The sequence below is a fragment of the Sulfitobacter sp. HI0027 genome, assembly GCF_001634775.1.
GTDB lineage: Bacteria > Pseudomonadota > Alphaproteobacteria > Rhodobacterales > Rhodobacteraceae > Sulfitobacter.
This window is the reverse complement of record NZ_LWER01000189.1, coordinates 20,141-27,804: the sequence shown is the minus strand read 5'-3', so window position 1 is coordinate 27,804 and position 7,664 is coordinate 20,141. Positions and strand designations below refer to the sequence as shown.

At 60.3% G+C, this 7,664-nt stretch carries 7 protein-coding genes; 4 read left to right on the top strand and 3 right to left on the bottom strand.

Features of this window, described 5'->3' with window-relative positions; translation table 11 throughout:
* From A3722_RS12365 to A3722_RS12350, 4 genes are all read left to right on the top strand, one after another.
* The coding region (locus A3722_RS12365; protein ID WP_150120475.1) for a helix-turn-helix transcriptional regulator at positions 1 to 443 on the top strand (443 nt) is incomplete at its 5' end.
* A 93-nt stretch (positions 444 to 536) separates the two neighbouring features.
* Positions 537 to 986, top strand: coding sequence for an ion channel (locus tag A3722_RS12360; RefSeq protein WP_067626475.1), 450 nt, complete (start codon positions 537 to 539; stop codon positions 984 to 986).
* Between the two features lie 175 nt (positions 987 to 1,161).
* On the top strand, positions 1,162 to 2,460 hold the full coding sequence (locus A3722_RS12355; RefSeq protein WP_067626473.1) for a multicopper oxidase family protein: 1,299 nt from the start codon (positions 1,162 to 1,164) through the stop codon (positions 2,458 to 2,460).
* Positions 2,457 to 2,882 (top strand): c-type cytochrome, encoded by a 426-nt coding sequence (locus A3722_RS12350; protein WP_067626471.1) that lies wholly within the window; start codon positions 2,457 to 2,459, stop codon positions 2,880 to 2,882. Before A3722_RS12355 ends, A3722_RS12350 begins: the two co-directional genes overlap by 4 nt.
* A 100-nt stretch (positions 2,883 to 2,982) precedes the next feature.
* On the opposite strand, the gene A3722_RS12345 is transcribed toward A3722_RS12350, so the two are convergent.
* The 3 genes from A3722_RS12345 to A3722_RS12335 form a co-directional block, all read right to left on the bottom strand.
* On the bottom strand, positions 2,983 to 4,611 hold the full coding sequence (locus A3722_RS12345) for an alkaline phosphatase family protein (RefSeq protein ID WP_067916152.1): 1,629 nt from the start codon (positions 4,609 to 4,611) through the stop codon (positions 2,983 to 2,985).
* A 75-nt stretch (positions 4,612 to 4,686) separates the two neighbouring features.
* Positions 4,687 to 5,718: a TAXI family TRAP transporter solute-binding subunit gene (locus A3722_RS12340; RefSeq protein ID WP_067628564.1), complete on the bottom strand. Its 1,032-nt coding sequence runs from the start codon at positions 5,716 to 5,718 to the stop codon at positions 4,687 to 4,689.
* Positions 5,719 to 5,736: 18 nt separating this feature from the next.
* Positions 5,737 to 7,596 (bottom strand): TRAP transporter permease, encoded by a 1,860-nt coding sequence (locus A3722_RS12335; protein WP_067628561.1) that lies wholly within the window; start codon positions 7,594 to 7,596, stop codon positions 5,737 to 5,739.
* Positions 7,597 to 7,664 lie beyond the last annotated feature (68 nt).

Genomic DNA, 7,664 nt, shown 5'->3' with positions numbered 1-7,664 from the left:
TCTTGTTGGACGCTATGGGAATGGAACCTGAGTTTCTGATCTGGCAGAGCCATGAGTATCAGCAAACGATCTTGGCCATCGGGTTGAACCTCGGCGTGGCGCTTGGCTGGATCGCCCTTAGAACAAGCCTGCAACGAGCGCGGCTCGCCGAAGAAAAGATGCGCCGTTGCACCTCAGAGTTTTCGATGGTGATGTCGCAGCATTTCACCGATTGGCGTCTGACCCCCGCCGAGCGGGATGTCGCGGTGTTTTTGGTCAAGGGCCTGAGCACCCGCGACATTGCGGACCTGCGCGGCACTTCTGAGGGGACGATCAAAGCGCAGACAAACGCGATTTATCGCAAGGCTGCCGTTACCGGGCGCACTCAGTTGCTCAGCACCTTTATTGAGGATCTGATGGATGACGCATGGGTGCCGGCGGACGCCCCGCAAACTGCGGCTTAGCGTTCGCATGTGGCTGCCCCCAGATTAACGGCCGCCCCGGCGTAATCGCTCCAGGAAACGCCCCCCCTCCCCCACAAAACAGGTTGCCCCTTCATGATCCAAGCAATGCTTCTATCCGTTCTGGTCGTCAGCATCTGCACGGCGATCCACTATCTCGTGCTCAAACGGGTCTCCGATACCATCGCGCAGCGCAAGAGAGCTGCGCATGGCCAGAACCTTGGCTTGGCCGTCGGCGCAATCACAATCGCGCATGTCATCGAGGCTTTCATCTATACGCTGTTCTTCCTCTGGGCCGTGCAGGGGTTGCAAATCGGCGCGCTGAACGAATCCGGGCCGGCGGGCAAGCCCCCCACAATGATGGATTATTTCTATTTCTCGCTGGTCAACTTCACCACCTTGGGGCGCGGCGATTTGACCCCTATGGGGCATCTGCGCTTCATCACCGGGATAGAGGCATTTCACGGCTTTCTGATGATTACGGCGTCAGGCAGCTTCGTGCTGCAGGTCATGGCGGGACGCGCCCCCCTGTCGGACAAGGGGTGACCCAAGTGGTTCGGCCCATTCTCTTTCCCGATAGAGAGCGCATAGGCGGCCCACCTCCAACCCGTCATCGACAGTTGGAATTGGCCCCTGCAGGACATTCTAACACGCCTCGGACATCGGCGCGCCCCGTCCCCCGTGGCAACATCAACCGCAATTCATCCCGATAAGGCATGACATGAACAGAAGACAATTCCTCGCCAGCGTTTCCGCCGCCGCGGTTCTGCCCCTTCCGGGCTTTGCTGGCCAGACGCCACTGAAGCTGAAGGCCGAAACGGTAAGCCAGCAAATCCTTCCCGAAGGCGAAGGCACCACCGCAATGCTGGGGTTCAACGGCTCGATGCCGGGATCTGAGATCAGGCTTAAACGGGGTGCGCGGGCATCGATTGAGGTCGAGAACGGGCTTGAAGAGGGCACCGCCGTTCACTGGCATGGCATCCGGTTGGAAAACCGGATGGACGGTGTCCCGGTGCTGACGCAAGACCTCATCAACCCCGGTGACAGCAAGACTTACAGCTTCGTGCCGCCCGATGCGGGGACCTATTGGTATCATTCGCATTATATCTCGCAAGAGCAGGTGGCGCGCGGCTTGATGGGGCCGCTGATCGTCGAAGACGACGCCCCCCTCGATCTGGATCATGACATCACCGTGATCCTGTCCGATTGGATCATCAACGAAGATGGCAGCCTTGTTGATGAATTCACCGACATGCATAGCGTCGCCCATGCGGGCTATATGGGCAATTTCGCCCGCGGCTTCCTCTCGCGAAGCGAGGTGCAGCAAGGTGATCGCATCCGCCTGCGGCTGATCAATGCGGCGACGAATCGTATTTTCCCCCTAAGCATCTCTGGCGTTTCTGGTTCGGTTGTCGCCCTGGACGGCATGGCACTGCGCCAACCCCGCGCGGCCTCTGACCTCGTTCTGGCGCCGGCCCAGCGGGCCGACCTGATCGTCGATGTCACCGGCCCGGTCGGCTTTGACATGCCCACGCGACAGGAGCCTTACCGTTTGGCCGAATTGTCCATCTCTGGCAAAAATACGGATCGGCAATCGGGGCCTCTGCCGACCTTGGCGGCACCGGACCTCCCCACACCGGGCACCCCTACCCAGCATCTGACCCTGACGATGATGGGCGGCGCCATGGGCGGGCGGCACGGCGGCGCCAACATCTGGTCCTTCAACGATGTCTCGGACCTTCCGGACGCGCCCTTCGCCGCCATCGAACGCGGCGAAACGGTACGGATCACATTCGTGAATGATACCGCCTTTCCGCATGGCATCCATCTGCATGGCCATCATTTCTATGAACTTGCCGCCGATGACAGCCTTGGCGATCTGCGCGACACAACTTTGGTGGCGGCCGGTGAAAGCCGGGATGTGCTGTGCGTTTTCGACAATCCAGGCCGCTGGCTGATCCACTGCCATATGCTAAGCCATGCCATCGGAGGGATGCGAACATGGGTAGAGGTCACATGATACGATATTCACTTCTTGCCCTTGTCTGGGCGACCACGGCGCAGGCGGGCCACGAACTTGAGGGCCGCGACATCGATGCGGGTCGCATGCTCTATGCCGAGACCTGCGCGGCCTGTCATGGCGCCAACCTCGAAGGCCAGCCTGACTGGCGGACACCGGATGAGGACGGCATTCTGCCAGCACCCCCTCATGATGCCACAGGCCATACCTGGCACCACGACAATGCCCTGCTCTTTGAATATACCAAGCGCGGCGGCAGCGCCGCATTGGCCGCGCGCGGGATTGATGATTTCGCCAGCGGAATGCCCGCCTTTGAAGGGGTGCTGTCGGACGCGGACATCTGGGACATTCTCGCCTACATCCGATCGACTTGGCCACCCCGCGAACAGGCCGCTCAGGCAGGTCGCAACCGGCCACATTGAGGCCTTAGGCATAGAACGCCAGCTCAGCAGTGGCGTTGATGGCCCAGATCAACAACGCATGCCACAGACCTTCGCGGTGCTATGGCATGCGCAGCCGCCCCTACCTCTTGGGCTTCTCGCCTGCCGCTGCAAAGGCAGCTTCAAGGTCGGCCTCCGTCGGAAAGCCGATCAGCACACCCGCCCGCGCTTCGTTGAGGTCGACCCCGCGCCCTTCAATTTCAGCGTCGGACATCGTAGTGCGCTGGCTGATGCGGCGGGTCCATTGAAAGAACAGGTTTTGCAGCCGTTCGCATTCTTGCGCGGAATGCGGATCATCGCCCAGATCGTTGAACTCATCCGGATCGGCCTGCAAATCGAACAGCATCGGGCGGAAGCCTTCGGCAAAGACGTATTTCCAACGTCCATCAAAAAGCATCGTCAGTTTGGCCTCGGCAACGCTCACGCCCAAACGACGGCGGGCTTGGCGGAAGGAGTAATCGTATTCGGAGATGACAAAATCGCGCAAGGAGTCCGCCTTGCCCTGCATGAGCGGACGCAGGGACTTGCCCTCGATGATATGCGGAACAGCGGCCCCATCGAAATAGTCGAGGATGGTCGGCACCACATCAATCGCTTCGACCAGCGCGTCTGACACCGTGCCGCGTGTGGCATCCGCCTCTTTACTGGGGTCGACAACGATCAGGGGAATGCGTGCGGAAGGATCGTGAAACAACTCCTTCTCGCCAAGCCAGTGATCGCCCAGATAGTCGCCGTGATCCGAGGTGAAGACGATCATCGTCTCATCAGTCAAACCCTTGGCGTCCAGAAACGCCATAAGTTCGCCCATCTGATCGTCGATCTGTTTGATCAACCCCATATAGGCGCCGATCACCTTGGTCCGGGTGATGTCACTGGTGAAGGCTTTGGACACCCGCTCTTCCATGAAGGCGCCGAAGACCGGATGCGGGTCCGTCTTTTCGCCCGCGCTGCGCAGCACCGGCTGATGGGACTCTGGCGGGTACATATCGTGGTAGGGTTCGGGCACGATATAGGGCCAGTGCGGTTTGATGTAGCTCAGGTGCAGGCACCATGGTGTGTCGCCCGCCTCTTGGATGAAATCCATCGCACGGCGGGTGATATAGGGGGTCTCACTCTCTTCATCCGAGGCGCGGGCCTTGGCGTCTGAATTGTCGAGGAACCAGCCGCTCAGGATGTTGCCGTCTGCATCCTCGCCACTGTTGGCGACGCTGTCCCAAGGGTTTTCATCCTCCCAGCCGCGGTCTTTCATGTAGTCATCATAGGCTTTGTTGCGCTTGCCGTAACTGGTGCTTGGGTGCAGTCCGTCGTCGCGCTCATAAGGCTCGAAACCACATTCGGACACCAAAGCGCCGATGGTGCTGTCGGGGGCCAAACCGAGGCGTTTCATCCCCTCGGCATCGGCGCTCATATGGGTCTTGCCGCAGAGTGCCGTGCGCACGCCCAGGGGGCGCAAATGGTCGCCCAGGGTCATCTCGCCTACTTTCAGCGGCACGTTGTTCCACGTCGATCCATGCGAACTGACGTAGCGGCCCGTATAGAAAGACATGCGCGATGGGCCGCAGATCGTCGACTGCACATAGGCGCGATCAAACCGCACGCCGCGTTTGGCCAAGGCGTCAATATGCGGCGTATCAAGCCCCGGATGCCCTGCGCAGGACAGGTAATCCCATCGCAGTTGATCACACATGATGAAGAGTACGTTTTTTGTCATGATGGCGTCCGGGTTCGAGGTGTATTTAAGCTATAGCAGAGGGGACCGGGGCTGATTGAGCCCCGGCCATTGAGATCAGGCTTTCGCCGCATCGGGAATTTCGACACCCAATTCGGTCAAGGCACGCAAAGACCCGGGGTGCAGTGGCAGGTTGATATCCTGCACGGCTCCCTCTGGCGTGATCGCGCGCAGCCATGGCGCGCTCTCGCCCGCTTCTTTGACACCCTCGTAGAAGGCTTTGGTCATCTGATAGATCATCTCCTCGTCCGCGTCCTTGTTGGTGACGATCCCAACGGTGACGCCCAGTGTCGTGACATCCCCCTCATTGGCCTGATTGTCGCCATAGATGCCCGCAGGCAGCGTGGCCGCGCTGAAGCCCGGGCGGCCAACAAGCGCCTGAACGCCTTCGGTTTCAAGCGTATCGGCAGGAATACCAAGGAAGCGGATCTTGTTGGTCACCGCGATTTGGGTCAGCGCGGGGCTGGGGGCATTGGTGGGATTACAGTACACGTCGAGGTTGCCGTCTTGGAACGCCGCCGCGGCCGCGTCCCAGCCGAGTTTGACGGCTTCGTAATCAGTGCCCTCTTCCAGCCCGGCCACGGCTTTGAACAGACGTGCCATCGTGGCGTAGGCCGCGCCTCCGGGGGGGCCAAGGAACACGCGCTTGCCGGCGATCTGATCTATCGATGTAATACCAGAGGAATCGTAAACGGCGATGTGATAGACACCCATCGGAAAGTTCAGCACGGTGCGCAGGTTGTTGACCAGTTCAGGCGCCTGTTCGATCTTCTCATACATGGCGGCCTGGCGGCGCATCAGCGCATGGATGGCGGGCGAGGACATGCAGAAATCGCTGCGTCCCATGGCCACTTCAAGCACATGGCGCGTGGCAGCGCCCGTCGCGTTCAACTGAATCTCATAGTCTGGCAGCGCGCCGTTCACGATGCTCGCGAAGGTGGTCATCACAAGGTTCGGGCTAGTGCCAGGCCCAAGCGTCGACATGCGCAGAATGTCTTTCGCAAAAGCCCCGCCGGGCAAAGCGGCGAGCGCGGCGGCACCTGTGGCGGTGCCTAAAAAACTACGGCGTGAGAATGTTGGGTTGGTCATGGGGTGTCCTCCTCTGGATTATGAAACTTCGGGCGTCATGAACGCCCCGAACCGAACGGCGGACCAAAGCGCCACGGTGGCTGCCACGGCAATCCACGACACCAGCGGTCCGAAAAACAAAAGGGCAAAGGCAATCCCGAGGCCCAATGGCGCATAGCCCGCCTTGCCTTTCGCCGGGTAGCAGGCGCGTGAGATATGCAGCACCGCCAAAGTAACGAACAGGATCGACTGCGCGGACTGCGCCAGCGGGTAGCCCGTCCCAAGCAGCATGGCCGGCTGATAAATAAACGCGAAAGGGATCACGAAACCGGGCAATGCCAGTCGTGACGCCTCGATCGCCGTGCGCATGGCCCCTGCCCCGGCAATGGGTGCCGCAGCAAATGCCGCAAGCGCCACAGGCGGCGTTACCGCAGAGAGCACGCCGAAATAGAGCACGAACATATGCGTGTGAATGATCGGCACGCCGAGCCGTTGCAGCGCTGGCCCCATGACCAGCACGATGATCAGATAGGCAGGCACGGTGGGCATCCCCATGCCCAAAAGCAGACAGGCCACGGCCATCAGCAACAGCGAAATCGCCAATTGCCCATCCGCATAGCTCGCCACCAGCGACGCGAACCGCAGGCCGACGCCGGTCAGGTTCAAAATACCGATGATGATACCAACCGCGCCCACGATCACCACAAGCTGGGCCGAGATCAGGCCCGCCGAGCGAACGAACCTGACCCACGACGATACATCGGTCAAAAGGCCCGGCTTGATCGCGAAACCAAGCACGACGGCAAAGGCCACGCCGATAAAGCCTGCATAGGCCGGAGAAGAGCCGCCGACCATGGCAATGACGATGGCTGTCAGCGACAGCATAAAGACAATGATCTGCGCAAGCTCACGCCAAACGAAACTGGGCTTTGGCTGTTCGGAAACGTCCAGATCCATGCTCCGCGCCGCACTTGAGGTCGCCATGAACAACCCAATGTAATAAAGGATCGCCGGAACGGCGGCCGCCGCGCAGATGGTCAGATAGGGCTCACCGGTGACATCGGCCATGATAAAGGCCACCGCCCCCATGATGGGCGGCGTGATCTGCCCCCCGCTTGAGGCCGCCGCTTCGACCGCTCCGGCAAAATGCGCTTTGAACCCGCGTTTCTTGATCAGCGGTATCGTAATGACGCCGGTGCCGACGACATTGGCCACCGCGCTGCCGGAAATCGTGCCGAACAACCCGCTGGCAATGGTCGCCGCCGCCGCTGGCCCCGAGCGGACCCGCCCGGTCGCCGCAAGCGCCAGCTTTACCAGCACCCGGTCGATCGTGAGAAACTCAAGGAAAGCGCCGAAAACGATAAAGATCAGGATGGTCGAGACGACTGTCGCCATGGGGCGGCCAAAGACCCCGTCAAAGGAATACCATAGAACTTGGATCAACTCTTCTGAGGTCATGCCCGCATGGCGCATGAACCCCGGCGCATATTGGCCAAAGGCCCCATAAAGCAGCACAAGGGCCGCAACGGTTGCCATGACCATGCCAACAGACCGGCGCGTAAGTTCGATCACGGCGATCAGCCCCAAAGTGCCCAGCCAAATGTCGGTGGAGGTCAGGAAATACAGCCCGGTTTCGATCTCTGCCGCTGCGCGAAAGTATTGAAAGACCGAGACGCCCAATAGCGCCGCCGTAAGCAGGGCCAAAGGTTTTTCTGCGCCAGTTTGGCCGCGTTCCATCTGGGTCAACAGGATTAACAACCCTCCGACCAGCAGCATCCCGACGCGCAGATAGGACTCGCTGAACACGCCAAAGACGGAAACGTAGAAAACGACGGCGATGATCAGTCCCGATAGCGCAAGGTTCAATCCGGTCACGGATTTTGAAAGCAGGTTTTGCATCGGTCCTCATCCCCCCTAAATGCGGCACCCCGGCAAAGACCTCCTCCGCCCCTGCCGTGATTGCGCAA

Excerpts from the sequence above, each read along its gene's own strand:
- A3722_RS12360 (WP_067626475.1), top strand. The coding sequence starts at position 537 with ATGATCCAAGCAATGCTTCTATCCGTTCTGGTCGTCAGCATCTGCACG.
- A3722_RS12355 (WP_067626473.1), top strand. The coding sequence starts at position 1,162 with ATGAACAGAAGACAATTCCTCGCCAGCGTTTCCGCCGCCGCGGTTCTG.
- A3722_RS12350 (WP_067626471.1), top strand. The coding sequence starts at position 2,457 with ATGATACGATATTCACTTCTTGCCCTTGTCTGGGCGACCACGGCGCAG.
- A3722_RS12345 (WP_067916152.1), bottom strand. The coding sequence starts at position 4,611 with ATGACAAAAAACGTACTCTTCATCATGTGTGATCAACTGCGATGGGAT.
- A3722_RS12340 (WP_067628564.1), bottom strand. The coding sequence starts at position 5,718 with ATGACCAACCCAACATTCTCACGCCGTAGTTTTTTAGGCACCGCCACA.
- A3722_RS12335 (WP_067628561.1), bottom strand. The coding sequence starts at position 7,596 with ATGCAAAACCTGCTTTCAAAATCCGTGACCGGATTGAACCTTGCGCTA.